This is a genomic window from Geopsychrobacter electrodiphilus DSM 16401 (assembly GCF_000384395.1).
Taxonomy (GTDB): Bacteria; Desulfobacterota; Desulfuromonadia; order Desulfuromonadales; family Geopsychrobacteraceae; genus Geopsychrobacter; species Geopsychrobacter electrodiphilus.
The window spans coordinates 4,218,583-4,241,730 of sequence record NZ_ARWE01000001.1 but is presented as its reverse complement, the minus strand read 5'-3'; the positions used below and the strand labels follow the sequence as shown (position 1 = coordinate 4,241,730).

Genomic DNA, 23,148 nt, shown 5'->3' with positions numbered 1-23,148 from the left:
ACTCCGACCCCAGTACCGGTTCCGACTCCGACTCCGACCCCAGTACCGGTTCCGACTCCGACTCCGACCCCAGTACCGGTTCCGACTCCGACTCCGACCCCAGTACCGGTTCCGACTCCGACTCCGGCCCTCGACGGTCAGGCGCTCTACAACCAGTACTGCTCAGGTTGCCACGGGACGTCCAAACGCGGCAGCTCTGTTTCGCTCATCAACAGTGGCATTAAAAATGTCGGCAGCATGAGATCACTCGGTAGCCTGAGTGCCGCTCAGATCGATGCGATCTCGAAGTACTGAGAAAAGCATGATCAATGTTCTCTCTTTCGAGTTGAACATCGATTCGATCTCTATAACTTGCCCTCCCTTTGGGGGGGCAAGTTTTTTGAGCTATATGAGTGAAAAGGTAATGTATGTCTAAATGCTTTTTCAGAATTTTTCTGTTTCTGGCGCCCTTCCTGACAGCATCAGTCACCTATGCCGCGCCGAGCTCTGACAGCGTTGACCTGTCACTGAAAACAGCCATTGCGATGGCGATTCGCAATAACCTCGACCTGCGCGTCGACGCTCTCTCTTCTTCGATTAGCGCAACCACCCTGCAACAGAGTCGCGGAATCTATGATCCCTCGCTGAGCATATCGGTTAGTCATGATGAGACCTTCTACACCGGTCAAAACTATGGCACCAAAGCCACCAGCACCAACTTTGGGGTCACGCAAAACCTTCCCTCGGGGGGGAATCTCACTGCCTTTACCAGCACCAGCGATACCACCCCGCTCTCGGACCCGGGTCAAAGCTGGAAAGATTGGTATTCATCGGCCGGCATCACTCTTAATCAGCCGCTATTAAAAAATTTCGGCAAGGAGAGCACTGAACTCTCAATTAACCTGGCGGCCAACAATCATGAAGCGTCTATCGAGCAATATCGAGATTCGGTCATTGCCACGGTTTACGCTGTAATTAGAGGGTACAATCGCCTCTATACCTTGCATATGATTTTGAAATCACGCGAGACCGCCTTTTCTTCGGCCCAAAAACTTTTAACAACAATCAAGCAGAGCAAAAATAATGAGCAACAAAGTATTGAGTTGGCCAACACCCGCTATGCCATTAGCCAGAGGTTGAATGATCTGGTTGATGCCGACCAGAATATATCCGACCAGGAAGCTAAGCTTCGTTACCTGATTGGGGTCAAGAAACGGATTAAACTGAATCCCGTCGATCTGCCTTCCACCGAAGAACCCATGGAAACGACAGAACAGGCCATAGCTCTGGCGATGGAAAATGGTTTCAATCTGAAACAACTCCGCCTCGACCTGAAGTCCAGTGAACTCCAGGAACGGATGTCCAAGCAAAGTTTGTGGCCAGATCTTTCCTTGACTACCAGTGTCGGATTTCGAGGTATTGAATCTACCTTTGACAACAGTATTCAACAGATCGGGCAAGGGAAGGGCCGCTGGTGGTCGGCCGGACTTCAATTCAGCATGCCCTTGGGAAATACTGTGGCCAAAAGCACCTATCTCCGCGACAAATTATTTACCCAGCAAACCCGAAACCGCATAAACGCCGCCGAATGGCAGCTTAGAGATAGTATCGAGACAGACATGCGGACACTCACCTCGGCCCGGGTTCAGCGCCAGGTTGCCGAAAAATCTGTCACCCTTTCTGAGCAGCGTATCGAGCAATATCGTCAAAGCGTCGCACGTAAAACCTCGAAGGTGCAGGATTTGTTGAATGCTGAGAACGATCTGGTCTTTGCCAAAGTCGCCCAGGCACAGGCCATGGAGAGCTTCTCCAATAGCGTGGCTTTGCTCTGGCGGGACGCGGGGGTCTTGCTTGAGCGAGAAAACATCCATGTCAATATTGCCCAACCCGAAGAACTGACGCTGGGAACCCAAGACCTCGCTGAGCCGGCATTCACTCCGCGAAACATCAAAATTCTGGCGACTGAATCCGATGCTGTCATTGAAAAACCGACGGTTGCTGCACTGCCGCTACCGGCAAAAACCAAGCGGCAACCCGACACAAACGATGTCGTCAAGCCCCTGGTCGTCGCCACACCAAAGCTGCCGGTCAAAAAAAGTACGGCTCAAACCGCGCTATACACGCTGAGAATCGGTGAGTATGTCTCTTCGGAACTGGAAACAACCAGGAGAAAGGTCAAAGAAGCCGGCTTGACCCCGCTGATAACGACGGGAACCAAGCAACCCAGGACGGTGTTTCGGCTGCGTGTCGGTGATTACTCGAGCCTCCTGGCCGCAAAAACCGAACTGTTGAAGGTGAAGAATGCCAGTACCGGCGGGTTTATCCTTAATCGAGGGAAAGCCGGATTCCGACTCTACGCCGGATCCTATTTCAGCCAACAGAGCGCCAAGAAAGGACAACGCCGGCTGACCGCGCTGGGGCTTGCCACGACCCTGGACGAAGTAGAGGTCATGTTGCCGACCTCGCTGTTGACTGCCGGGCCGTTCCCGACCCATGACGCCGCCCTGGAAGGAGCTTTGAAATTGAAAAAGCTGGGGGTGACGGCTGTTGTTTCTCGTGAAAACTGAACAAAACCGTTGTGTTTAAGCCCACCCCCGCTATTGAATGGTCGTCTCTTTGGTGACCGAATTCAGGTTAGGCTGACCCGAGGCTCAAGCCGGCAGTCAGGCGCGGCCTGGGCCCACGCACCTAAGGGATCAGAATGGTCGAACCGGTGGTCCTGCGCGCTTCGAGATCCCGGTGGGCCCGTGCGGCTTCGGCTAAGGGGTACTCCTGATTGATCTCTATTTTAACCGCGTTGGAGGCCACCGCGGCAAACAGATCTGCCGCGCTGGCGAGCAGGTCGTTGCGCCGGGCGGTGTAGTTCATCAGGGATGGACGGGTCAGAAACAGTGAGCCCTTCTGGGCCAGCAGCCCGGGGTCAAAGCTCGTAACCGGGCCGGACGACTGGCCGAAGGAAACGAGCATCCCCAGGGGTCGCAGGCAGTCAAGGGATTTCAGAAAGGTCTCCTGCCCCACCGAATCGTAAACGACAGCAACCCCTTCCCCATCCGTTAAATCGCGCACCTGCTGCACAAAATCCTGTTGATGATAAAGAATGGTGTGATCACAACCATGCGCACGCGCGAGTTCAGCCTTTTGGGGCGTACCTACGGTGCCGATCACCTTGGCTCCAAGGGATTTGGCCCATTGGCAGGCGATCAGCCCGACCCCGCCGGCCGCCGCATGGAAAAGGATCGTGTCGCCGGGCTGGACCTGATAGGTGCGACACATAAGATATTGGGCTGTCATCCCCTGCAGCATCATCGCCGCAGCCTGCTGATCACTGATCTCAGGCGGAAGCTTCACCAGGCGATGCGCCGGCATCACGCGTTCGGTGGCATAAGCTCCCGGTGGAGCGCCGGCATAAGCAACCCGATCTCCAGCTCTGAACTCCGTCACCCCGTCGCCGACGGCCAGGACTTCACCCGCCCCCTCCATGCCGATGATGGCTGGCAGCGCGGCCAGGGGATAGAGTCCGCTGCGATGGTAGACATCAATATAATTAAGCCCGACGGCCGTATGCCGCAGCCGGACTTCGCCGGCACCGGGGGAAACGACTTCAACCTGCTCCCAGCGCATGACCTCGGGCCCGCCGGTTGAATGAATTCGAATCGCATAAGACATGGTTTGACCTCCGCTGAATGATCGCCGGTCGCTACTTCAACTCAAAGGCGACCTTGATAACCACCTGATATTCACTCACCTTGCCATCTTCGCCAATGTGGCCGCGAATGTCCTGAACTTCAAACCAGGAGAGTTTCTCCAGGGAGGTCTGGGCTCTGCTGACGGCCTGCTGAATCGCACCCTCGATGCCGGCACTGGAGACGCCGATCACTTCAACCTTCTTATAGGTTCTGCCTTTTCCGTATGTCATATTTTCCTCCCATGAGCTTTAAATGTGCGGGAACTGCTCTTCTCATGAAAGGCTAGCACTCGGATCGATTCTGTAAAGCTGTGGAGAAGCAGGAATTTATATTTTTTCCAGACAGGACGCCTTTGCTCTTCAGACAGAAAAACAGTCGTAGCCGGTGGAAAACATTCCCCCGCCATCTGGCCGCAGGCCTGATCAGCCCAATTGCCACAGGGCGTCGCGCGTCTGACCAGTGCACTATCCAGATCAAATGGTCGCGCGGATCAGCCCACCGCCTTTGGTAACAGAATAGAGAAGCAACTCCCCTGCCCGGGCAGACTGGTAACCTCGACTTCGCCCTTATGGGCCTGTGCCACATGTTTGACGATCGCCAACCCCAGGCCGGTGCCACCAAGGTTGCGACTACGAGCCAGATCCACCCGGTAAAAACGTTCAAAGAGACGCGGCAGATGTTCTTTTGCGATGCCACAGCCGAAGTCCTGCACCTGAATGCGGATGCGGGTCGCCGTCTCATGCGCTTCGAGAATGACCCGGCCGCCCTTTTCACTGTACTTGATGGCGTTGGTCAACAGGTTAATGACGGCCTGTTCGAGCAGGGCGGGGTTGATGGCTGCTTCTAAATCGCCGGAGAGATTGAACTGCAGCTCGATCTGTTGCTGCTTGATCAAACTCTCGCAGGCGCCCCGGGCGCTCTCCAGAATCGGCGAGAGGGGCTCTTTCGTCAACTCCCAATTTCCTTGAATGGCCCCCTGTTCGATGCGCGACAGATCAAGCAGATCTTCAACCAGAGCGTTGAGCCGTTCGTTCTGCTTAAAGATGATCGACAAGAACCGCTGACTGGCTTCATCGGACCCGCCCCCGGCGTCAATCAGGGTTTCGACGGCACTGCGGATCGCGGTAATCGGCGTTTTCAGTTCATGCGAGACATTACCAACAAAATCACGCCTGACCGATTCGAGCTGACGCAGCCGGGTCAGATCATGCAGCACGATCAGAACGCCAACCCGCTCGCCGGTTTTGCCCTTTAACGGGGTGGCTTGAACATGCAGATAGCGTTTTTTCTGGCCGTGCATCACCAGCTCATCTTCAAGCTGCTCCTGTTGATTGAGTGCCCGGCGAATAAAATGTTGCAGTTCGGCCTGGCGCAGGACTTCCTGTATCGGGCGACCGGGATACTTTCTGGACGTGATCCCGAACAGTTCGAGCGCCGCCTGGTTGAGTCGGATGACCCGCTCCTGCTTATCGACGGCGACCACTCCTTCGCCCATGCAGCCGAGAATCGCCTCAATCTCGCCGCGTTGACTGACTTCACTTTCAATACGCCGCGCCAGATCGATGGCCATCTGATTCATGGCCCTGGCCAGCCGGCTGATCTCCTCAGAGCCGCTCACATCGAGAGGAGTATCCAAATCGCCCCGCGCAAAACGTTGAGCCCCGACCGTCATCTGTTCGAGAGGCTGACTGAAGCGCCGGGAAAACCACCAGCTGACCGGGGCCAGCAGCAGGGCAATCGCCAACCCGCCCAGCAGAAGTTTGAGGTAGATGGCGTTGAGCGTGGCGTCGATATCAGAGATGGGCAATGCGGTACGCAGGACACCGATAATCTCCCCTTTGCGCGAGATCGGGATGGCGACGTACATTAACGATTTACCCAGGGTTCTGCTGTAGCGAACCGAGGTTCCCTGTTGCCCGAGCAGGGCCTGTTGAACCTCGGGGCGTTGACTGTGGTTGTCCATCTGCGCCGCATCTTTTTGCGAATCCGCCAGCACCAGCCCATCCTTACGAATTACGGTGATCCGTGTCTCCGCTTTTTCCCCCAGAAGTTTCACCATCCGGGTCAGGTGAGCGGAAGGCGTTTCGGCGAAGAGCTCGACGAGTTCAGGCCCAACCAGCCGGGCCCGCGCACTTAAGTCACCGGCGGTCTGATGATAGTGAAAACTGTGCAGTTCGCCCGAGAGGTACCAGGCAACTGCCAGCAGCACCAGCAGGATCATCAGCAGGTAAGAGGTGTAGAGCTGCCAGACAAGACGACGGCGGGTCAGTTTCACAAATCCTCCCGAAAACGATATCCCACCCCGCGCACCGTTTCGATATAGGCGCCACAGGGACCCAGTTTTTTACGCAAGCCGGCGATCTGCACGTCGACCGCCCGATCGGTGACCGCGTAATCCTCACCGCGCACCGTATTGACGATTTGATAACGGGTAAAAACCCAGCCAGGACGGCGGGCAAGGGCTTCAAGCACCTTGAACTCGGTAAAGGTCAGCTCAACGCTCTGCCCCTCGACCTGAACCAGATTGCGTCCCGGGTGGATGCGCAGCTCCCCGCGCACCAGTTCATCGCCATCTGCTACCGGCAGGGCATCGGTCCGGCGTCGCAGGACGGTCTGAATGCGGGCCAGGAGCACCTTGGTGCTGTACGGTTTGGTGACATAATCATCGGCCCCCAGCTCAAGACCCTTGATGACATCTTCCTCTTCGCCGCAAGCGGTGAGCATGATTATCGGGAGGTCATGGGTCGATTCCCTGTCACGCAGGCGGCGGCAGATCTCAAGGCCGTTGACCCCGGGGAGCATCAGATCGAGCAGAACCAGATCAGGTCGCCTGGCGAAGGCCAGGCTCAGGGCCTCTTCGCCATGAGTCGCGCATTCAACCTGGTAGCCGGCCTTGATCAGGTTGAAATGAAGCAGGGCGAGAATATCTTCTTCATCTTCTACCACCAGCACGGTCTTTTTTGACTCGGTCATATACCCTCACCCTGGATCGCCTGACTCTGGAATTCCCCTGGCATCAAACTCATTCCTTCGGGTTTCGTGAGCCGCGCCGATTTCGATTGTCCCGGAGTATAGCAAGAACCTGGCGCCGCGCTGAAATAATTATTGATGGGCCCTGGACTAAAGGCTAGAGACCATCCAGCAGATCGCGCTTTATCGGCGAAAATCGGATAGCCATCACCCGAATCCCCATCAACGCCACCATCAGCGCAATCGCCAGACCTACGCGGGCAACCTCTATCTCGCGGTACCAGAATCCCATCACCTCGGTGATGACGACCACCAGAGCGGTATCGATAATGTATGTCACCTTGATCCGTCCCTCGGTAAAGTACGCCTTGACCGTACGAAACAGTTCAAGCACCGCGAGCACCATCAGGACATTGATGATTAATTCCTTGATCGCCATGTGTAGCCCGGCAGGGGCAAAGAGGTCGGCATTGTGGATCAGATCCAGGCCGGCGCGCAGGATGCCGAATGCCATCCCGACCAACAGTACCAGAAGGAGCAGGCTGAGCAAGGAACGGCAGAGGGTTTCAAAACAGATTCCGGAGAAATCCTTGAGTGAATCTTTGGTCATTTTAACCTCCATAATAAATTCTCTTTCCGCGAGGCGCCAGACGTTCCCCTGAGCCAGGGGGACGTCTGACGGGGCTGAGTCTGCCCGAGAATTGTGGCGAGCATGTCAGGGTCGGGTTAGGAACGTGTAAATATGATGACCCTGAAGAGAAAAAAATAAACCAGGGGACCGAAAAGACCTGATACGTGCCCGGCTCAACGACCAGGATCACAGCAGGGGCTTTTTCTGTGCTATCTTTTGATAAAAATAGCCCTGACTTCGGACGTATTGAATGCTATTTTGCAGTTTTAATCTCAGCAGACAGACGGGAAAAGGCCAAAACATGAAGGGAAAATCGACCCAGATTATCGCCAGCGGCTATAGCGGCAAGAGCACCAGCCTTGAACGTTACCATTCGATCAATCCACCAATTTACCATGCCTCGACCGTGCTCTTCGACGACTATGCTGAGCTCAAGGCCGTGGGGCAGGGCCAGTATGACGGTTTTACCTACGGCACCGACGGCAGCCCCACCCAGCGCGCATTTGAGCAGGCCATAACCGAACTGGAAGGCGGCTACTGGACCAAGGCCTTCCCTTCAGGACTGCTGGCGATTACCAGCGTGTTGCAGGCTTTTTTGCAGAGCGGCGACCATCTTCTTGTCTGCAACAGCGTCTACGGCCCGGTGCGCCGCTTCGCGAAGAACCTGTTGGAAAAATTCGGGGTTACGACCAGCTATTTCCCGGCCAATGCCGGTGCGGACATCGCCAATTACATCAGGCCTGAAACCCGACTGATTCTGCTCGAGTCTCCCGGCTCCAACACCTTTGAAATCCAGGATGTGCCGGCGATTGTCAAGCTGGCGCGCGAGCACGGAATTCTCACCGCTATCGACAACACCTGGGCGACACCGCTCTTTTTCAGCCCCTTCAGACATGGTGTTGATATCTCGATCCATTCGGTGACCAAGTACATCTCGGGCCATTCCGATGTGCTGCTCGGCAGCGCAACGGTGAGTGAGGCCTGCTACGCCACATTTCACAAACTCTGCCGGTCCCTCGAGATTTTCGCCTCTCAGGATGCCTGTTACCTGGCATTGCGCGGCTTGAAAACCTTAACAATTCGCCTGAAACAGCATGAAGCTTCGGCCCTCGCGCTGGCAACCTGGCTCGAAGCACAGCCCGCCGTCGATGCGGTACTGCACCCCGCCCTTTTAAGCCACCCGGAACATGCCATCTGGCAACGGGACTTCGATGGATCCGCAGGGATTTTCTCTTTTGTTTTAAAACCGCAATACGCTGAAGAGGCACTCTCACGTTTTGTCGACAGCCTCGAGCTGTTCGCCATCGGCTACAGCTGGGGCGGTTTCAAAAGCCTGGTCACCGCCGGCAAGTTTGCCCAGTCGGAGAGCTCCCGCTACCATGATCGCTGGATGGTGCGTTTGAATGTCGGCCTGGAAGATGTCACCGACCTGCAGGAGGATGTGCGACGGGCGTTGGCGAAGCTTTAGCAAGCTGAAGTTTGACCCTCCGAGCCGCCGGCGTCGGCTTTGATCAGACCGGTGAGTTGGTTCACACTGGAAACACTGGCCGTTCAGCCGGGGTTAGCACCAGAGCGTCAATCATCCGACAGTCTCCTAGTCCAACCCGACAAACAGCTTGATGTATTGCAGGCGTTCGTAATTTGCCGGATGCTGACTCCGGGCCTGGCTGAGGCGACCACGGAACTGGTCGATACGGCTGAAATCGTGAGCCTGCATCCAGGTTTCCAGCTCCTTGCGGATACGTTCAATCTGGCCGAAGCCGTTCTTCATCAGGGTGGAACAGAGCTGAACCACCGTCGCACCGGCGAGCAACTGCTTGATCACATCGCGGCTGTCATGAATGCCGGTGGTGGCGGCCAGGTCTGATTCAACCCGTTGATAAAGCAGAGCAATCCAACGCAGCGAGGTGTTGATCTCGCTGGAACTGCTTAAGGGGTTGCCCGCCACCAGTTCCAGGTTCTCGATGTCGATATCCAGCTGATAAAAACGATTAAACAGCACCAGGGCATCGGCCTTGCGCCAGACGATTTTGGTTTTGGTTGCGCCCGGCCCGCACCAGCCGACCGAAAAGGCCGGGGCTTCGGCACGGTCATGCCCCAGATGCGCGGCGACCTCGCCAAAGGATGAAAAATATGGGCCGATCTTCAGCGCGACCGGAATTTTGACCTTTGTTTTGACCTCATGCAGAATCTGGTAGTATCGCTCTTCAATCGCTCGCCCCTGCTGGCCGCTGTTACTCGGGAGGAGCCCAATATTCAATTCCAGCGCTGCCGCGCCGGCTGACTCCATTTTTTTGGCGTAATCGGACCAACTATCGCGAGAAAAACAGTTAAGGCTGGCGATAATCGGCACATCCACCGTCTTGACCGCATCCCTGATCAATTGAAGATAGGCCTGCGGACCCAATTCTTTGCCGTAGCCCTGCAAATATTCGGCGGCCTCGGTGTGTCCGGCCTGCTCGGCATGTTTCCCCAGGGCGGCGGTTTCGGCCGCAATCTGTTCTTCAAACAGAGATTTCAAGACGATGGCACCGGCCCCTGCTGCGGCGGCCTGTTTCACCCCGTTCAGGTTTCCGGTCAGGCTGCTGCTGGAAACAACCAGCGGGTTCGCTAAATTCAGGCCCATATAAGGGGTAGATAGATCGAGCATCGGAGACCTCCTGCGGGCTAATCATTGTGACGAGAAGAGACTTCTTCATTGTAACAGAAGAGACAGGCTTGCGGCGAGCAGGCGTTATACCGTCTTGACCTGCACGGAAATAACAAGCCTGCTAGAATTGGATGTAGAAAATTATTTGCGGCGGAGAGAACCGATGTCACCCACCCAACTGAGCGTGCTGATCGTTGAAGATGATCCGAACACGGCCAATCTGGTTGCAACCTATCTGCAACGTGAGGGGTTTGCAACCCTGATCGAAAACGATGGCGAGCGTGGCCTGCTGACCGCTCAGCTCAGGCACCCGGGGCTGGTGATTCTGGATTTGATGCTGCCGGGAATTGATGGCCTCGAAATATGCAAGCGGCTGCGGGCCACTTCGGACGTGCCGATCCTGATGCTGACCGCGCGCGAGGAGGAGATCGACCGGGTGCTCGGGTTCTCGCTGGGGGCCGACGATTATGTGGTCAAACCGTTCAGTCCGCGGGAACTGGTAGAGCGGGTCAAAGCGATTCTGCGCCGGGTGCGGCCACCCGGGTCGAAACCGGAGGCGGTGTTCCGACAGGGGGGTCTGACCCTCGATCCGCAAAAACACAGGGTCAGCCTCAGGGGGGAAGAAGTCAGCCTGACCGGCTCCGAATACAAGTTACTGCAGACGCTGATGGCGGCCCCGGGGCGGGTCTTTTCGCGCAGCGAACTCTTGAGCCGCTTTTACGATAATGAGGATGCGGTGGTCGAGCGGGTGATCGATGTGCATGTCAACAAACTGCGGCAAAAGATCGAAACCGATCCCGCTCACCCCCGCTACATCGAAACCGTGCGCGGATTCGGCTATCGTTTTGCCGAATCAGACACAGCCGAAGAGCGTTGGCAATGAAACGGCACCTGCTGTGGAAACTGCTGCTCAACATCGTGCCGATCATCGCGGTGACCATTCTGGTGGTCTGGCTGGCGATCGACAAGCTGGCCGCGACGTACTTTATGCGCCTGATGGAGAACTATTCGATCGCGCCGCTGGAAAGCCATCGAATGTTCCTTGAAGCGGTTCATCGCTATCTGATCTGGGCGGCGCTGGCGGCGCTGGTGCTGGCGCTGCTGCTTAACTACCTGCTGACCAAGCGCGTACTGCGCCCGCTGTCGCAGATGTCGCGCATTTCACAGGAACTGGCCGACGGCAACTATACCAGCCGGGTCGAAGTCGTCTCGGCCGATGAAGTCGGTCAGCTCGGGCTGGCGTTCAACCGCATGGCCGACAGCCTCGACCACCTCGAAAAGCTGCGCAAGAAGATGGTCAGCGACCTCGCCCACGAGCTGCGGACCCCGCTGACCAATCTGCGCGGCTATTTGGAAGGCTTGAGCGATCAGGTGGTCCCCCCTTCACCGGAAACCTTCCAGATTCTTGAGAGCGAAATCCTGCGCCTGGTTCATCTGGTCGACGATCTGCAACAGCTGACCAAAGCCGATTCGGCCCGGGCCTTTCTGCAACGTCAGGAGCTGTCTCTCACGACGGTCATTGGACAGCTGCGGGCGCTATTCGATCAGCGCTTCACGGCCAAGGGGATAGAGCTTCAGGTGGTGATCGAACCGCCCGCGCTGAAACTTAACGCTGATCATGACAAGCTGCTGCAGGCACTGCGCAATCTGCTCGAAAATGCCTTGCGTTACACCCCCGAGGGCGGTCAGGTCAGCATCTGCTGTCGCATGGTCGAAAACCGGATTGAAGTTGCCATCAGCAACAGTGGAGACGGGATCGATGCCGCCGACCTCCCGTATATCTTCGAACGCTTCTTTCGCGCCGACCGCTCCCGTTCACGTGAACATGGTGGCGCCGGCATCGGCCTGTCAATCGTCAAGCAGCTGGTAGAAGCGCATGGCGGCCAGGTTGGAGCCTCAAGCGATCAGCGACTCACGCGTATCTGGCTGCGGTTTCCGAGCAAAATCTGACCTTCACTCCGAAACATCTTAATTTGGTTCCCTTGGCTTAACTCATGCCGATGATGTGCTCATGCTGCTCAGTAGCGAGGTTGCGTGGCGGTCGATCTGGAGTGGGAGGGAGCAGGAGGACTCTGCGCAGGAGATGGAGAAGGCATAAGAACGTTGATTCTTATAAAGCCCTTCGTTTCAACCTAACGTATGCCTATTCTGGAGAGTAACCTTCCGGAAGCGACATTGACCCTGCGGTTTCGAGCTATGAAAGGAAAAACCGGCGGTTTGCGAACGCCAATACTCTTCAGCAGTCGGGCTATCTCCGGGTTTTTATCCGTCCTCAGTCCCAGATTCAGGACTTTGACGGCCGATTCCCTGAGATCCGCCAGCAGATAGATCCGACCAAGCGCCAGACAGATATCTGAACTGGCCGGGTAGCACTGCCGCGCCTCATGACACAGGGAAAGGCCCAGCCTGATGTCGTTTCTCTCTCTGGCCAGACAGTAGCCATACCAAGCCTTGGCCTCAGGCAGCGTCGAGATCTTTTTCGACCGTTCCAGCAACTGCAGCCCTAAAGAGGTGTTCCCCCGCTTAGCTTCTTCAATACCGTCCAAAATATGTCGCATATTTTCAGTTATTCCCATAACGCAACACCTTTCATCTGTTAATGAACCTCTTTCTCGGGTGAGTTGTCAATCCTTTGAACGCATTTTTTATTGGCTCTGATTCTACGCGGCGAAACGGATCAGGCAATAGGTGTCACCATGCGAACCTGAGTAAAAGGATGAGTTTCATGTAGAGAGAGTGGGGATGGAAAAACAGGGGACCCAAACGGGGGAAGCTGGGTCAATACTCCAGCGGACCCTCGTTCAAAGCCGCGTACTGCTCACGGAGTTCAAGAATGTGTTCACCCCAATATTGAGGGGTGCCGAACCAGGGGAAGTAGCGTTGAAACGCCGGGTCATCCTGACGCCGGGCCAACCAGGCGGCGTAATGGACGATCCGCAAACTGCGATAGGCTTCGATCAATTGCAATTCGGCCGGGTTAAAGTCGGCAAAAGTCTGATATCCCTCAAGCAGCGTCTCTAACTGCCGCTGTTGCTGGTTTGCATCACCTGACAAAAACATCCATAGATCCTGAATCGCATAACTCATGCGAGAATCGTCAAAGTCAACCAGATAAAAACGCTCGTTGCGCTCTAAAAAATTACCGACATGACAGTCGCCATGCACCCTCAACGGGGTTGAACTGATAAGAGCAAATTTCTGCTCGATTGCCTGTAAAAGGTCGCGGATCAAACTTTCGTAGGCCTGACGGTAGGTTTCGGGGATCAAGTCAGAATCAAGCATGAATTCAGCCGAATTATGGCCGAAAGAGACAATGTCCAGCGTGGGCCGGTACTTGTAGCTCTGACGACGTCCGACATTATGCAGCCTCGCCACCAGCCTCCCCAGGGCTTTGAGCGTGTCAGGGCGGGAGAATTCGGGTGCGTAACCACCCTGCAAGGGGAACAGGCTGAAGGAGTACCCCTTGTGTTTATGAAGACTCTTTCCCGCTATTTTTAGCGGAGCGAGAATCGGCAACTCCTCGGTTTGCAGCTCGAAGCAGAAATCCTGTTCTTCCTGTAACTGCTTAATACTCCAACGTTCGGGGCGATAAAACTTGGCAATCAGCGGCTCGCCATCCTCTACCCCGACCCGATAGACCCGATTCTCATAGCTGTTGAGCGGAAAGATCCGACAGTCGCAGCGATAACCGAGGGTTTCAACCGCATCCATGATCAGATCGGGGTTCAGACCATCGAAGGGGTGGCTCATAGGCGTATCTTTCTTAAAAAGTGGCATCTAGACAACAGAATAGCACGCCCGGATTCCGTGCCGCCACCAATCTGTGCAATCAGGGACTATTATTCCGGGACATAAAGCGTCCCTTCAAGATCGATAATTTTATCTTGAATAAACGCATAGGCGTCGGCTATCGCCTGATTATAAATTTGAGGCCCCAGCTCCCGGATAAAAAATTCCATGATCATATTCGCTTTTAACTCACCAATCGACTCATCATGCTCGTTTCTGAAATAGACCTGGGTCTTTTCGGTTAAAACTTTAATTCTGCCAGCGTCTAATTTTATTTTCATCCTCTTCCCCTTTGCACCGCCTCTTGCTCAGACAGTGTGATTTCGCCACTCTTCTCCATAAGCCTCCGAGGAGACAGTCGGGCTATCCATGAGCTGACTGCGAATCCGACGATTTGGCCCAGATTTCAGCTCCTTTTTGCCCCATAGCCATAGCCATAGCCATGGCTATGGACGTACCAACGCGCCAAAATCTGATCTCAACCATCCTGATTTTCGTTTCAACTCCCATCCTCCGACAAGCTCCTAGCTGTTTTTATTTAAAGACAGAATCGAGTACCCGAGGAGCCCCGAAACCAGAGACCCGGAGAGAATACCGAGCCGATGCGTGGTCAGATAAGCAACCGCGTCACCGCCGATATGTTCAAAGGCCAGACCGCCGATAAACAGACTCATGGTAAAACCGATCCCGCAGAGAGCAGCGACGCCGAGCAGGTGCCTGAGGTTCGCGTTCTGCGGAAGACTGGCGAGTCCAAGCTTTATTGCGATCAGTGAAAAACCAAAAACTCCGAGCAGCTTTCCGACCACCAGTCCAAGCATAATCCCAAGAGGGACTGGGTGAAAAAGGTCAGTGATCCCCATGTCCGCCAGCGGAATCCCCGCATTTGCGAAGGCGAAGACCGGCAGGATCAGGTAGTTCACCCAGGGATGCAGGCTGTGCTCGAGAGACGTCAGTGGCGAATAGGCAGGATTTTTTCGACTCTGGATCGGAATGGCAAAGGCAAGAGCCACCCCGGCCAGGGTTGCATGTACGCCGGATTTTAACACGAAAATCCACAGAAAAGCCCCGACCCAGAGATAAGGTGCAATATTTTCAACCTGCAGACGATTGAGCATAAAGAGCAACGCCACACAAATTGCCGCGAGCACGAGCATGGTCACGGACAGATCACTGGAATAAAACAGGGCGATAATCACTATGGCTCCCAGATCATCCATGATCGCCAATGCCAGCAGAAAGATTTTGAGGGAGGAGGGTACGCGCTCGCCGAGCAGAGCCAGGACTCCAAGGGCAAAGGCGATATCGGTGGCCGCCGGGATGGCCCAACCATCCAGGGCGGCCGGATCACCCCGATTGATCGCCGCATAGAGGAGCGCCGGCACGATCATGCCGCCCAGCGCCGCGACTCCGGGGAGGATAATCTGTGCTTTGCTGGAAAGCTGGCCGACCAGAACCTCGCGTTTAACTTCCAGACCGATGAACAGAAAAAAGACCGCCATCAGCCCATCGTTAATCCAGAGTAGCAGCGGCTTTGCTACCTGAAGATGGCGACCCAGCCGAAATTCAAGCGGGGTCTCCAGGACATATTCATAAAACCCGTGAAGTGGCGAGTTAGCCAGCAACAACGCCAACAGAGTGGCGATCATCAGCAGAATCCCGACGGCAGATTCTTTTTTTAAAAACCTGGTCAATACCTCCGGCATCTTGGTTCTCTCCATTTCTGGCTGCGATTACTGCGCTAAAAAGGGGTAATCAACATAGCCCTTTTCATCCGGCATGTAGAAAGTCGCCTCATCATAGGGGTTTAACTCGGCCATAGCTTCGAGACGCGTCTCAAGATCAGGATTGGCAAGGTAGGGACGACCGAAGGCGATCAGGTCAGCGGCCCCGCTTTGCAGATCGGCCTCGGCGCGCTCACGGTCATAACCACCCGACAGAATCAGCGCGCCGCCACCGGCCGCTCTGAAGCCTTCGCGCACAGCATCGGTGGTTTTCTGTAAGGGCTTGGCCATGCCCAGTGCCGACTGATCAACCAGGTGGATGTAGGCCAGGCCCAGCTTCCCCAGTCCGTTGGCCAGGGCGGCATACTGCGCGGTGAGATCGGCATACTCGGTCATGTCATTAAAGACGCCGTGCGGAGAAAGACGGATGCCGGTGCGTCCGGCGCCAATGGCTGCGACCACCGCAGAGGCCACTTCGAAGGCGAACCGGTTGCGGTTTTGCCAGCTGCCGCCGTAGTCATCCGCGCGCTGATTGGTCGCCTGATCGAGAAACTGATTGATCAGGTAGCCGTTGGCGCCATGCAATTCTATCCCATCAAAACCGGCGTCTATCGCCAGGCGCGCGGCCTCGACATACTCGGCAATCGCGCCATGGACCTCGGCGGCAGTCATCGCCCGGGGCGGTGAACAGGGGAGCTCCCCCTGTGTATCAGTCCACATCTTGCCGCCGAAGGTGACCGCCGAAGGAGCCAGAACCTCTGCCCCTTGCGGCAGGTTGATAAGATGGCTGACCCGGCCACAGTGCATCAACTGGAGGAAAATCTTACCCCCGGCAGCATGAACTGCCGCGCTGACCTGTCTCCAGGAATCCGCCTGCGCGGTGTTGTACAGTCCCGGGATGCGCGCGTAGCCGAGTCCGTTTGGTGAAGGCGAAGTCCCCTCAGTGACGATCAACCCCGCTCCGGCACGTTGCTGGTAATATTCGGCCATCAACGGGTTGGCCAGGTTGCCCAGGGCGCGACAGCGGGTCATCGGTGCCATGACCAGGCGGTTTTTAAGGGCGATAGCTCCAAGTTGATAGCTGCTGAAAAGTTTCATCGATCTCTCCTTTTGCGGCCAGGAATTACCACCGGGATCGGGGCGTTGGACTAAATCCCTCAGCGCCGATATTGTCCCCTGGCCGGGATGGTGTATCTCGCAAGTCTTGCACTCGCTGGTTTTTTGTCAAGGGTTGAATTATAACCTCAACGGTGGTATTTTTAGATCAAATGTTTCGATATCGAATTAAATGGAGAAAAGATGAAAGGTCCCCAACTCAACGAAAGCCAACGCCGGGCGCTTAACTGTTTCGTCAAACTGATGCGGGCAAGCAATCGCCTGACGACTGACGCCCACCGTCATCTGCAGGGCGACAATCTGACCCACAGTCAGTTTGCCGTCATAGAGGCCCTCTATCATCTGGGCCCGCTCTGTCAGGGCGACCTGGGCAAGAAGATTCTCAAGAGCAACGCCAACCTCACCACCGTGGTCGACAGCCTGGAGAAGAAGCGTCTGGTAGTGCGGGATCGCACCGATAATGACCGGCGGCGTGTGACCGTGCGGCTGACCCCGGCCGGAGAGCGCCTGATCGCCAGGGTCTTTCCCCGGCATGTGGAGATCATCACGGAGGAATTCGCGGTTTTGTCCGCGGAGGAGCAACAGCAGCTGGCTCAATTACTCAAAAAAATTGGCCGCGCCAACTTAGGGGCCGCCTCAATAAAGAAGGGATGAAACCATGACGCATATCCTGCATAAGGCCGACTCGCGCGGACTGGCCGATCACGGCTGGCTGGTAAGTCGACATACCTTCAGCTTCGCCAACTATCACAATCCGGCGCGGATGCACTTCGGCATGCTGCGCGTGATAAACGATGACATTGTCCAGCCCGCCATGGGTTTCGGCACCCATCCCCACGAAAATATGGAGATCGTCTCGATCCCGCTGTCCGGTGCCTTGCGCCATCAGGACAGCATGGGCAACAAGCACATGATCACCGCCGGTGAGGTCCAGATCATGTCGGCCGGTAGCGGCCTGACCCACTCGGAATACAACAACTCGGATCAGGAGGAGGTCAATTTTCTGCAGATCTGGGTCTTCCCTGAAGTGAAGAACATCACTCCCCGCTACGGACAGAAACGTTTCGACAAGGCGAACCGGCACAACCGCTTTCAGACGTTGGTTTCTCCACAGAAGGAGGGTGATGCGATCTGGATCAACCAGCAGGCCTGGTTCTCCATGACAAATCTCGATGCGGGGACTTCTCTCAGTTACTTGAAGCAGCGCACCGGAAATGGCCTGTACTTTTTTATCATAGAGGGCTCGGTCGAAATCGAGGGCACTAAACTCGACAGACGCGATGCCCTCGGTTTGACGACTGATGGCGATGAGGGTCAGGTGCAGGTCAAGGCGCTGAGTCAGGCCGAAATCCTGTGTATAGATGTCCCGCTGCATTAATTGCAGAATGAGATAGGAGAAACATATGAAGCCGATAAAAGTTCTGGGAATTTGCGGCAGTTTGCGTGCGGCCTCCACCAACATGGGCCTGTTGCGTTTTGCCCGGGAGCATGCCCCTGCAGGGATGGAGATCAATATTGCGGCACTGGGGGAGGTCCCCTTCTACAATGCGGACCTCAAACAAAAACCTGCCGCGGTTCAGGCGTTGTTAGCCGACATCAAACAGGCCGATGCTCTCTTGCTCGCCTGCCCGGAATACAATTACTCCCTGGCTCCAGCGTTGAAGAACGCGCTGGACTGGGCCTCGCGTGAAACCGACAATTATCTTCTCGCCGGCAAGCCTGCCGCGATCATGGGTGCCGGCGGCGGCATGGGGACTGCGCGCGCCCAATACCACCTGCGCCAGGTCTGTGTGTTTCTCAACCTGCACCTGTACAATAAACCGGAAGTCTTCAGTAGCGCCTTCGACGGCAGTTACGACGAAAAGGGCAATCTGATCAATGAGAAAATACAAGGGATGGTCATTGAGCAGCTTGGTGCGCTGCAGAACTGGGTGGCGCGTCTGCGTTCGTGATTCGAGTTTGCTTCAGCTCTGCCTTTGCAGGTAATCTGTCGAATCCTTATTGAAGCGAATGTCATTTGATGATGTTTCGGTTTGAGGTCTAGCGCAGGGATGGAGAGAGAGAGCTTGGCAATGGATTCGGTTATTCAGGTCGAAACGATCATCCACGACTTCTGGGCCAGCGCCCCGAGTAACAGCCTGCATCTCCCAAGCGGCGAGAAGGCCTGGGCTGAGCCGCATGTCGCCATCGCGCGCGGGGATGATCCGCTGTTCCTACACCACAAAGAGCTGATCGGCCCCTTCCTCTGGACTCCGGAAGAGGCCTACGCCCTGGCCTTCCCCGAGGCCCCGGCGCCGGCCGACGAACTGCGGGTCATCAGCTATGTGTTGCCACAAACCCCTCAGACCCGTGCCGACCAGCGTCGGGAACAGACCCTGCCGACCGAACGCTGGGCGCGTTCGCGGTTCCATGGCGAAGAGTTCAACTGCGCCCTGCGTCTGCACCTGGCCGAGAGCCTCACCCGGGCCGGGTACCCGGCGGTGGCGCCCGAGCGTCTGCCCGGGTTCGCCTACCAGCAGTCGGAGCGCTTCGGCCTGGCCTCCAACTGGTCGGAGCGCCATGCGGCCTTCATCGCCGGCCACGGCACCTTCAGCCTCTCAGATGCCATGATCACCCGCTGGGGAAAGGCGGTGCGATTCGGCTCGGTGGTGGCGCGTATCGAGCTACCGGTGACTGCGCGGGCCTACGGCGATGATCCTCGCGCCTGGTGCCTCTGGTATGCCAAAGGGACCTGCGGCGCCTGCGCCAAGCGCTGCCCGGCCGATGCCATCACTACCGGCGCGGGGCATGACAAGGGGGCCTGCTTCAACTACATCCGCGAGACAACCACACCCTACGCCACCCGAAACTACGGCACCGGTGCCACGCCCTGCGGCCTCTGCCAGGTCAAGATCCCCTGCGAGGCCCAGGTGCCGCCGGCCTTGCTCGCAGCTCCGAAAGCCCCTCCAGTCTGATACTTAACTCCAGCCCGATCGATTTTTGACCCCTCTCTTACGGAGCTCTCCCTATGCAAAATGCCGACAGAATCAAAGTAGAGACCGAGTCCGGTCAGGTCATCAACGTGCAAGTCACCAGTCTTCAGCCTGATGCCATCTGGATACTGATCGGTGAGGGCCCGCACAGCAGCAAATGCAAGCTGGAGCCGACCCGCAATCTCCTGGCCTACGTTGGAAGCATTATGGGCCGCGAGATCATCTACCAGCGCAGTGTCAAAGAAGTTCGTGAAGACATCGCCCGGAGCAGTCGTGGCTCAACATCTTGCCGGTAGATACGATAAACTGCAGCTCGCTCACTAATGCCGGCATGCGAGGCCGGCTGAATAGATTATTCAAGAATGGACCAGGCCCCGCGGAATTAGGTCACAGAGCACATTTTAAATCGCTTGTTCATGGATAATCCCGCTTCACTGTTAACTGGTGATACCGTCGGACTCTTGGGGGCAAAGGGACGTTGGCGCTTAACGGATTAAGCTTTAGCGAGGTGACAGCCATTGCTCCACCCATCTGACAAGCTGTTGCTTTTGTTGACCGAATTTGTCACTGTTCCCAACCCGATCACCTCTTCTGTCAGGAACGTCAATTCAAATGAAAATTGCCATTATCGTACGCAACGCAACTCTGGATAAGTGCACCGGCAAGGGCTGCCTGAAGGCCTTTTTTCAGCGGCTCGATGCCTTTGCCGCCTATGACGAGAAGACCCAGCTGGTCGGTTTTACCCAGGACAGCGGTGACCTCGAAAAGAAGATTGCCAAGCTGATAGAGCTCGGCGTCGATGTCGTGCATCTCTCCAGCTGTATGCGTGCCAAGAGTGACAACTATGAGGCACTGGCCCTACGCCTGTCTCAGGATTTTACTGTAGTCGGCTATACCCACGGCGCCTTTATCGGGCGGACGCGGCAGGCGATCTGTCTCCATAAGGGTGGAGTGCCTGCCGAGGAGAAAGGACTCACGGGTGCAGAGCACGGTGACAAGTGACGACCAGATCAACCAGGATGGCCGCAATTTCCTCGGCGCTGGTGATCAATAGCTGAAATTATCGGCAGAAATGCTATAAAAGGGAAAATCCTTTTGCCTGCCTACGGAGGAAAGACCCTATGGAAACGTTCACCTGGTCCCCGGCCGAACTGCTGAAACTCTCGGGAGGTTACTGGAGCACCTGTACGCTGCACGCCGGCGTCAAGCTTGACCTCTTCACCCCCCTGGCGGCACGCCCGCTTACGGCCGCCGAACTGGCCACCGAGCTGAGCCTTCCTGCCCGCGGACTGTCAATGCTGCTGGATGCCCTGACGGCGCTTGAACTCTTGAACAAGCAGAATGATCGCTACACGGCAACCCCCTTTGCTGCGACCTTTCTCAGCCGTACCGCTTCCGGTTATCTGGGCCATATCATTCTCCACCATCACCACCTGGTCGAAAGCTGGAGCCGACTCGACGAGGCCGTCAGCAGCGGCAGCCCGGTGCGCAGCCGTGTTTCGCACGAGGCCGAGGAAGAAGAACGGGAAAGCTTTCTGATGGGGATGTTCAATCTGGCGATGCTTATCGCGCCCGGCATTGCCGCCAGCATTGACCTGTCAGGTCGCCGGCGCCTGCTCGATCTGGGCGGCGGACCGGGGACCTATGCCATTCATTTCTGCCGGCAGAATCCCGAGTTGCAGGGGGTGATCTTTGATCTGCCGACAACCCGTCCCTTCGCCGAAAAGACCCTGAAGCGGGTCGACATGACGGAGCGGATCAGCTTCTGCCCGGGTGATTTTCAGACGACGCCCCTCCCGGGCAGCTTCGACGTTGTCTGGTTGTCGCATGTGCTGCACAGCGAAGGGCCGCAGAACTGTGCGCAGTTGCTCGCCAAGGCCGCGGCAGCCCTCGAACCGGGCGGTCTGCTGCTGGTGCAGGAGTTCATCCTGCAGGCTGATCGTGCTGCCCCGCTCTTCCCGGCACTTTTTTCTTTGAATATGCTCGCCGGCACCCCGCAAGGACAGGCCTACAGCGAACCGGAACTGGCGAGCCTGTTACAGCAGGCAGGTTTGGAGCAGGTTGAGCGCCTCGAGCTGGATTTGCCTAACGGTGCCGGGGTCATGTCGGCCAGAAAGACCTGATTTGGTGGGCTTTCACCACTAACTCTGAAAAAAGATTATGGCCACTCCGCTTTTCGGGATGGCCATTAATTGTCTTCGGAAAGATGATCGGTTATTAAACAAGGTCTTCAATCCGAATTGGTCAATTCCTGAATTTTGAGCAATGTTTTGACTTCGCGGGTGATTAAAACGGGGAGGTAAGTGCGGATAGTGGCATCGGTTGCAACTTTTCCGAGAACTTCTAAATAACAACTACGAACAAAGTCAGACCGATCCGGAAATTCACTGCATAATCGCTCGATAGCCTCTTCATGTTTGGCCTTCTCCATCTCATCCTGAAATAATTGCTCCATTTTTTCAGCCATTTCATTTGTTGATGACACGAGAAAAATAGATATCTACATAGAGCCTTTGGCAAAAACCTGACTCCCTGTCATACCGGCGCTACAGGGAAAACCCGCTGAAAACCCAGGTCGCCCACAGTTTTAATATTGAATGATACCTTGATCATGTTTGTCAACGACATGCCTGTTGCTACCAGTCAAGTTGGCCCTTTCAGAAAGGTCAGCCGATAAAAATGTTACCAGCCCAAAACCCCGTGCAGATCCGTTCACGTTTCCTCTCCCGAGTCATCGGGCAACAGGAGTCAGATCAGAGCCCGGCTTTGGGGCTGTATTGGCGTTTCAGCCAGCGACTCAAGCCATCCAGCCCCGGGAAAAGCACCCTTTCGGTGATATTGGCCTGATCGAGTTTGTCGCGGATCTCCCATTTGAGCGCGGCGGGGATGATAATCCGGCGCCACAGATGAGGATGCAGATTCAGCCAGCTATCGAGGGCACGGCCTGCGTCAGGCATGACCGAGAAGAACCCGAACTGATTGGTGATCCGATCGTCGATGGAGGGGGGTTCGAGAAAAATACAGTAGTCGTGCGGCGTGATCCGACCAAATTCCGCCAGGCTGGTGATGGTTTCGGAGAGCATCTCGACGGTAAAGACATTGGCGCCTTCATCGTCCAGCTTGTCGCGCAGGCGTTGTGGCAAGAGCTGATGGGCTTTTAAATAGTTGACCGCCCAAATGGCGCCGTCGGTGTCGAAGCGTTCGAGGTTGGCGGTGGCAAAATGCAGGGCCACATAAGGTGAGTAGGTCCAGTCGAGCAGACGGGTCGGCAGCCCGTAATGCTGGGCCACCGAAAGCCAGTCCCAGACCGAATCCTGCTCGACCACGGTGCGGCGGGCGTATTTTTTAAAGTTGCGCAACAGATGATGTTCCAGGGACACAAAATCGCCGCCCAGCCGGATCAGGGTGGTGTCCAGCTGGTAGCTGGCGTCGGACAGGCCGCGAAAGGCGAAGCGCGAGCGGAAACGACCCAGCTCCTGATTCCAGGCGTCGACAAAAAGTTCATCCTGCAGTTCGGCCCAGCTGTTTATTCGAACTTCGTTCAATGTCGCCTCCATCGTGTTAGGCAAACCAAGATGCGAATATTCAGTTTAAATGTGTGAAATGTTAGAATTTTACCAGCCTTTCCCAGGAA

25 protein-coding genes are annotated in these 23,148 nt (G+C 56.0%); 12 read left to right on the top strand and 13 right to left on the bottom strand.

Annotated features, from left to right (window positions below):
* Together D888_RS23840 and D888_RS22615 are read left to right on the top strand one after the other, a co-directional pair.
* Positions 1-294 (top strand): c-type cytochrome (locus D888_RS23840; RefSeq protein ID WP_169513304.1); only part of this gene is annotated, 294 nt, incomplete at its 5' end.
* A gap of 113 nt (positions 295-407) precedes the next feature.
* Positions 408-2,546: an SPOR domain-containing protein gene (locus D888_RS22615; RefSeq protein WP_020678386.1), complete on the top strand. Its 2,139-nt coding sequence runs from the start codon at positions 408-410 to the stop codon at positions 2,544-2,546.
* Between the two features lie 121 nt (positions 2,547-2,667).
* Here the strand turns inward: D888_RS22615 and D888_RS0120145 are convergent, their stop codons facing one another.
* The 5 genes from D888_RS0120145 to D888_RS0120125 all read right to left on the bottom strand — a co-directional run bounded on the left by D888_RS0120145 (position 2,668) and on the right by D888_RS0120125 (position 7,245).
* Positions 2,668-3,645 carry a quinone oxidoreductase family protein gene (locus D888_RS0120145; protein WP_020678385.1) on the bottom strand — a complete coding sequence of 326 codons (978 nt, stop codon included), beginning with the start codon at positions 3,643-3,645 and terminating at the stop codon, positions 2,668-2,670.
* 31 nt (positions 3,646-3,676) lie between these two features.
* Positions 3,677-3,895: a dodecin gene (locus D888_RS0120140; protein ID WP_020678384.1), complete on the bottom strand. Its 219-nt coding sequence runs from the start codon at positions 3,893-3,895 to the stop codon at positions 3,677-3,679.
* A gap of 260 nt (positions 3,896-4,155) precedes the next feature.
* Positions 4,156-5,940, bottom strand: a complete 1,785-nt coding sequence (locus D888_RS0120135) for an ATP-binding protein (protein WP_020678383.1) — start codon at positions 5,938-5,940, stop codon at positions 4,156-4,158.
* A complete protein-coding gene (locus D888_RS0120130; RefSeq protein ID WP_020678382.1) occupies positions 5,937-6,638 on the bottom strand; it encodes a response regulator in 702 nt (233 codons plus the stop codon). Before D888_RS0120130 ends, D888_RS0120135 begins: the two co-directional genes overlap by 4 nt.
* A gap of 154 nt (positions 6,639-6,792) precedes the next feature.
* A complete protein-coding gene (locus D888_RS0120125; RefSeq protein WP_026362526.1) occupies positions 6,793-7,245 on the bottom strand; it encodes a phosphate-starvation-inducible PsiE family protein in 453 nt (150 codons plus the stop codon).
* A gap of 322 nt (positions 7,246-7,567) precedes the next feature.
* On the opposite strand from D888_RS0120125, the gene metC reads away from it, so the two are divergent.
* On the top strand, positions 7,568-8,734 hold the full coding sequence (gene metC / locus D888_RS0120120; protein WP_020678380.1) for a cystathionine beta-lyase: 1,167 nt from the start codon (positions 7,568-7,570) through the stop codon (positions 8,732-8,734).
* A gap of 126 nt (positions 8,735-8,860) precedes the next feature.
* On the opposite strand, the gene D888_RS0120115 is transcribed toward metC, so the two are convergent.
* Positions 8,861-9,916, bottom strand: coding sequence for a dihydroorotate dehydrogenase-like protein (locus D888_RS0120115; RefSeq protein WP_020678379.1), 1,056 nt, complete (start codon positions 9,914-9,916; stop codon positions 8,861-8,863).
* A 163-nt stretch (positions 9,917-10,079) separates the two neighbouring features.
* Here D888_RS0120115 and D888_RS0120110 point away from each other — a divergent pair, with 163 nt between their 5' ends.
* Together D888_RS0120110 and D888_RS22610 are read left to right on the top strand one after the other, a co-directional pair.
* Complete coding sequence (locus tag D888_RS0120110) at positions 10,080-10,799, top strand: response regulator transcription factor (protein ID WP_020678378.1); 720 nt, start codon at positions 10,080-10,082, stop codon at positions 10,797-10,799.
* Positions 10,796-11,866 (top strand): sensor histidine kinase, encoded by a 1,071-nt coding sequence (locus D888_RS22610; RefSeq protein ID WP_020678377.1) that lies wholly within the window; start codon positions 10,796-10,798, stop codon positions 11,864-11,866. The genes D888_RS0120110 and D888_RS22610 overlap by 4 nt, the downstream gene beginning before the upstream one ends.
* A 182-nt stretch (positions 11,867-12,048) precedes the next feature.
* On the opposite strand, the gene D888_RS22605 is transcribed toward D888_RS22610, so the two are convergent.
* The 5 genes from D888_RS22605 to D888_RS0120075 form a co-directional block, all read right to left on the bottom strand.
* A complete protein-coding gene (locus D888_RS22605) occupies positions 12,049-12,492 on the bottom strand; it encodes a tetratricopeptide repeat protein (RefSeq protein ID WP_020678376.1) in 444 nt (147 codons plus the stop codon).
* 202 nt (positions 12,493-12,694) lie between these two features.
* A complete protein-coding gene (locus D888_RS0120095) occupies positions 12,695-13,666 on the bottom strand; it encodes a serine/threonine protein kinase (RefSeq protein WP_020678375.1) in 972 nt (323 codons plus the stop codon).
* A gap of 89 nt (positions 13,667-13,755) precedes the next feature.
* Positions 13,756-13,986, bottom strand: a complete 231-nt coding sequence (locus D888_RS0120090; RefSeq protein WP_020678374.1) for a DUF2164 domain-containing protein — start codon at positions 13,984-13,986, stop codon at positions 13,756-13,758.
* 243 nt (positions 13,987-14,229) lie between these two features.
* A complete protein-coding gene (nhaA, locus tag D888_RS0120080) occupies positions 14,230-15,408 on the bottom strand; it encodes a Na+/H+ antiporter NhaA (RefSeq protein ID WP_020678372.1) in 1,179 nt (392 codons plus the stop codon).
* A gap of 27 nt (positions 15,409-15,435) precedes the next feature.
* On the bottom strand, positions 15,436-16,524 hold the full coding sequence (locus D888_RS0120075) for an alkene reductase (RefSeq protein WP_020678371.1): 1,089 nt from the start codon (positions 16,522-16,524) through the stop codon (positions 15,436-15,438).
* Between the two features lie 201 nt (positions 16,525-16,725).
* Here D888_RS0120075 and D888_RS0120070 point away from each other — a divergent pair, with 201 nt between their 5' ends.
* The 7 genes from D888_RS0120070 (at position 16,726) to D888_RS0120040 (ending at position 21,637) form a co-directional block, all read left to right on the top strand.
* Positions 16,726-17,196: a MarR family winged helix-turn-helix transcriptional regulator gene (locus tag D888_RS0120070; RefSeq protein WP_020678370.1), complete on the top strand. Its 471-nt coding sequence runs from the start codon at positions 16,726-16,728 to the stop codon at positions 17,194-17,196.
* A gap of 4 nt (positions 17,197-17,200) precedes the next feature.
* Positions 17,201-17,920, top strand: coding sequence for a pirin family protein (locus D888_RS0120065; RefSeq protein ID WP_020678369.1), 720 nt, complete (start codon positions 17,201-17,203; stop codon positions 17,918-17,920).
* Positions 17,921-17,945: 25 nt separating this feature from the next.
* Positions 17,946-18,494 (top strand): NADPH-dependent FMN reductase, encoded by a 549-nt coding sequence (locus tag D888_RS0120060; protein WP_020678368.1) that lies wholly within the window; start codon positions 17,946-17,948, stop codon positions 18,492-18,494.
* 81 nt (positions 18,495-18,575) lie between these two features.
* Positions 18,576-19,496, top strand: a complete 921-nt coding sequence (locus D888_RS0120055) for a 4Fe-4S ferredoxin (protein ID WP_245555029.1) — start codon at positions 18,576-18,578, stop codon at positions 19,494-19,496.
* Between the two features lie 53 nt (positions 19,497-19,549).
* Entirely contained in the window at positions 19,550-19,810 is a 261-nt protein-coding gene (locus tag D888_RS0120050; RefSeq protein WP_020678366.1) for a hypothetical protein, read from the top strand.
* A 316-nt stretch (positions 19,811-20,126) separates the two neighbouring features.
* Positions 20,127-20,516, top strand: coding sequence for a CGGC domain-containing protein (locus D888_RS0120045; protein ID WP_020678365.1), 390 nt, complete (start codon positions 20,127-20,129; stop codon positions 20,514-20,516).
* A 119-nt stretch (positions 20,517-20,635) separates the two neighbouring features.
* Positions 20,636-21,637, top strand: coding sequence for a methyltransferase (locus D888_RS0120040; RefSeq protein WP_020678364.1), 1,002 nt, complete (start codon positions 20,636-20,638; stop codon positions 21,635-21,637).
* A 107-nt stretch (positions 21,638-21,744) separates the two neighbouring features.
* On the opposite strand, the gene D888_RS0120035 is transcribed toward D888_RS0120040, so the two are convergent.
* Positions 21,745-21,981 (bottom strand): three-helix bundle dimerization domain-containing protein, encoded by a 237-nt coding sequence (locus D888_RS0120035; protein ID WP_020678363.1) that lies wholly within the window; start codon positions 21,979-21,981, stop codon positions 21,745-21,747.
* 286 nt (positions 21,982-22,267) lie between these two features.
* Complete coding sequence (locus tag D888_RS0120030; protein ID WP_020678362.1) at positions 22,268-23,059, bottom strand: FRG domain-containing protein; 792 nt, start codon at positions 23,057-23,059, stop codon at positions 22,268-22,270.
* Positions 23,060-23,148 lie beyond the last annotated feature (89 nt).

Excerpts from the sequence above, each read along its gene's own strand:
- D888_RS22605 (WP_020678376.1), bottom strand. The coding sequence starts at position 12,492 with ATGGGAATAACTGAAAATATGCGACATATTTTGGACGGTATTGAAGAA.
- D888_RS0120065 (WP_020678369.1), top strand. The coding sequence starts at position 17,201 with ATGACGCATATCCTGCATAAGGCCGACTCGCGCGGACTGGCCGATCAC.
- D888_RS0120110 (WP_020678378.1), top strand. The coding sequence starts at position 10,080 with ATGTCACCCACCCAACTGAGCGTGCTGATCGTTGAAGATGATCCGAAC.
- D888_RS0120040 (WP_020678364.1), top strand. The coding sequence starts at position 20,636 with ATGGAAACGTTCACCTGGTCCCCGGCCGAACTGCTGAAACTCTCGGGA.
- D888_RS0120045 (WP_020678365.1), top strand. The coding sequence starts at position 20,127 with ATGAAAATTGCCATTATCGTACGCAACGCAACTCTGGATAAGTGCACC.
- D888_RS22610 (WP_020678377.1), top strand. The coding sequence starts at position 10,796 with ATGAAACGGCACCTGCTGTGGAAACTGCTGCTCAACATCGTGCCGATC.
- D888_RS0120070 (WP_020678370.1), top strand. The coding sequence starts at position 16,726 with ATGAAAGGTCCCCAACTCAACGAAAGCCAACGCCGGGCGCTTAACTGT.
- D888_RS22615 (WP_020678386.1), top strand. The coding sequence starts at position 408 with ATGTCTAAATGCTTTTTCAGAATTTTTCTGTTTCTGGCGCCCTTCCTG.
- D888_RS0120095 (WP_020678375.1), bottom strand. The coding sequence starts at position 13,666 with ATGAGCCACCCCTTCGATGGTCTGAACCCCGATCTGATCATGGATGCG.
- nhaA (WP_020678372.1), bottom strand. The coding sequence starts at position 15,408 with ATGCCGGAGGTATTGACCAGGTTTTTAAAAAAAGAATCTGCCGTCGGG.
- D888_RS0120090 (WP_020678374.1), bottom strand. The coding sequence starts at position 13,986 with ATGAAAATAAAATTAGACGCTGGCAGAATTAAAGTTTTAACCGAAAAG.
- D888_RS0120125 (WP_026362526.1), bottom strand. The coding sequence starts at position 7,245 with ATGACCAAAGATTCACTCAAGGATTTCTCCGGAATCTGTTTTGAAACC.
- D888_RS0120075 (WP_020678371.1), bottom strand. The coding sequence starts at position 16,524 with ATGAAACTTTTCAGCAGCTATCAACTTGGAGCTATCGCCCTTAAAAAC.
- D888_RS0120130 (WP_020678382.1), bottom strand. The coding sequence starts at position 6,638 with ATGACCGAGTCAAAAAAGACCGTGCTGGTGGTAGAAGATGAAGAAGAT.
- metC (WP_020678380.1), top strand. The coding sequence starts at position 7,568 with ATGAAGGGAAAATCGACCCAGATTATCGCCAGCGGCTATAGCGGCAAG.
- D888_RS0120145 (WP_020678385.1), bottom strand. The coding sequence starts at position 3,645 with ATGTCTTATGCGATTCGAATTCATTCAACCGGCGGGCCCGAGGTCATG.
- D888_RS0120140 (WP_020678384.1), bottom strand. The coding sequence starts at position 3,895 with ATGACATACGGAAAAGGCAGAACCTATAAGAAGGTTGAAGTGATCGGC.
- D888_RS0120060 (WP_020678368.1), top strand. The coding sequence starts at position 17,946 with ATGAAGCCGATAAAAGTTCTGGGAATTTGCGGCAGTTTGCGTGCGGCC.
- D888_RS0120115 (WP_020678379.1), bottom strand. The coding sequence starts at position 9,916 with ATGCTCGATCTATCTACCCCTTATATGGGCCTGAATTTAGCGAACCCG.
- D888_RS0120035 (WP_020678363.1), bottom strand. The coding sequence starts at position 21,981 with ATGGCTGAAAAAATGGAGCAATTATTTCAGGATGAGATGGAGAAGGCC.
- D888_RS0120050 (WP_020678366.1), top strand. The coding sequence starts at position 19,550 with ATGCAAAATGCCGACAGAATCAAAGTAGAGACCGAGTCCGGTCAGGTC.